The sequence below is a fragment of the Actinocorallia lasiicapitis genome (genome assembly GCF_054778695.1).
In genome coordinates this window covers 1-1682 of record NZ_BAAGZI010000672.1, presented here as the reverse complement: position 1 = coordinate 1682, position 1682 = coordinate 1, and the positions used below count along the sequence as shown (strand labels likewise).

Annotated in this window: 2 protein-coding genes; one reads left to right on the top strand and one right to left on the bottom strand. The window is 70.3% G+C overall.

Annotation, left to right across the window (positions count from 1 at the left end; all coding sequences use genetic code 11):
* Nucleotides 1-620: hypothetical protein (locus ACYVE7_RS33615; RefSeq protein ID WP_460370555.1), on the top strand; the 620-nt coding region annotated here is incomplete at its 5' end.
* 19 nt (nt 621-639) lie between these two features.
* On the opposite strand, the gene ACYVE7_RS33610 is transcribed toward ACYVE7_RS33615, so the two are convergent.
* Nucleotides 640-1682 (bottom strand): acyl-CoA dehydrogenase family protein (locus ACYVE7_RS33610; protein WP_460370553.1); only part of this gene is annotated, 1043 nt, incomplete at its 5' end.

Genomic DNA, 1682 nt, shown 5'->3' with positions numbered 1-1682 from the left:
CCGCGCCGCCCCCGCCGCCCGCCCCGACGACCCCGACCATCCCCAAGAAGATCAACTCTCTGAACCGGCTCACCAACCTCGTGACGTTCCAGGTCACCGGGCAGGAGTGCCAGGAGGAGAAGGCCCACTTCACGTTCAAGCCGTTCACGATGACGGCGACCGTCAAGCGGTCCAAGTATCTGGGGAAGCCGAAGAAGCTCTGCGGCAAGCCGTTCGAGACCAAGCAGGTCCAGGTCAAGGGCCACAGCCGCACCACCCGTGTGGTCGGCGGCAGCAAGAAGACCGAGATCCTCGACGACCTCCAACTGCTGGAGATCGCCCGGGGCGCCGATCCGCGCACCCTCACCCGGCTGGTGCAGAACTACCCGGGCGCCCGCGTCGACCGGGTGAAGAAGACCGACATGTACATGTACTCCATCCACGGGATCACCGCGACGGGCCTGTGGCCGCTGCTCCCGCAGGAGTACCGCGACGCGTTCCCGCCCGCCGCCCTGTCGGGGCTGAACATGGACGCCACCAACCTGACCTACCAGAAGACGTACACGATGTGGTTCCAGCTCAGCGGCTTCGGCCCGCTCGGCGGTGCGGGCCTCGGCATCGTGTACTCCGACTTCAAGTAGCGCCGACTTCAAGTAGCGCTCAGGGGTCGCGGGGCAGGCCCAGGAGGCGTTCGGCGATCACGTTGAGGTTGACCTCGGTGGTGCCGCCGCCGATCGTCATGGCGCGGGAGGCCAGCAGGTAGCGGGTCCAGCGCAGCGGTAGATCGGCGCGCCAGCCGCCCGTCAGCGTGCCGCGCTCGCCGAGCAGGTTGTGGCCGAACTCGGTGACGTGCTGGCCGTGCTCCATCGCGACCAGTTTGCGGACGTTCGCGGTGGCGCCCGGGTCGGTGCCGGAGAGCTGTTTGAGGGTGGCGCGCAGGCCCAGGAGCAGGTAGGCGTGCTCGTCGGCGGCGAGCGCGCCCAGGCCGTCACGGACCACGGGGTCCTCGGCCAGGCCGAGATCGTTGATCAGCCGGACCAGTTTCGGGACGTCCGCGCCGAGCTGGAAGGTCGCGGTCAGGCCGACCCGCTCGTTGGCGAGGGTGGTGCGGGCGACGCGCCAGCCGGAGTCCACCGGGCCGACGACCAGGTCGTCGGGGACGAACACGTCGTCCAGGAACACCTCGTTGAAGACGGCGTCGCCGGTGCACTCGGTGAGCGGGCGGATCTCCAGGCCGGGCGAGGCCATGTCGACCAGGAAATAGGTGATGCCCTGGTGTTTGGGGGCGTCGGGGTCGGTGCGGGCCAGGCAGATGCCCCACTGGGCGTCGCGGGCCAGGGACGTCCAGATCTTCTGGCCGGAGATCAGCCAGCCGCCCTCCGTCCGGACGGCCCTGGTGCGCAGCGAGGCCAGATCGCTGCCCGCGTCCGGTTCGCTGAAGAGCTGGCACCAGATGATCTCGCCGCGGAGCGTCGGAGGCAGGAACCGCTCCTGCTGGGCGGCCGTCCCGTACTGGACGAGCGACGGCACCACCCAGGAGCCGATCATCAGCGGGACGGGGCGGACGCCCGCGGCCTTCAGCTCCTGGGCGATCACCACCTGCTCGACGGCGCCCGCCGCACGGCCCCAGGGCCGGGGCAGATGCGGGGTCACCCAGCCGCCCTCGGCCATCGCGGCGCGCTGCTCCAGCGGGTCGAGGAGCG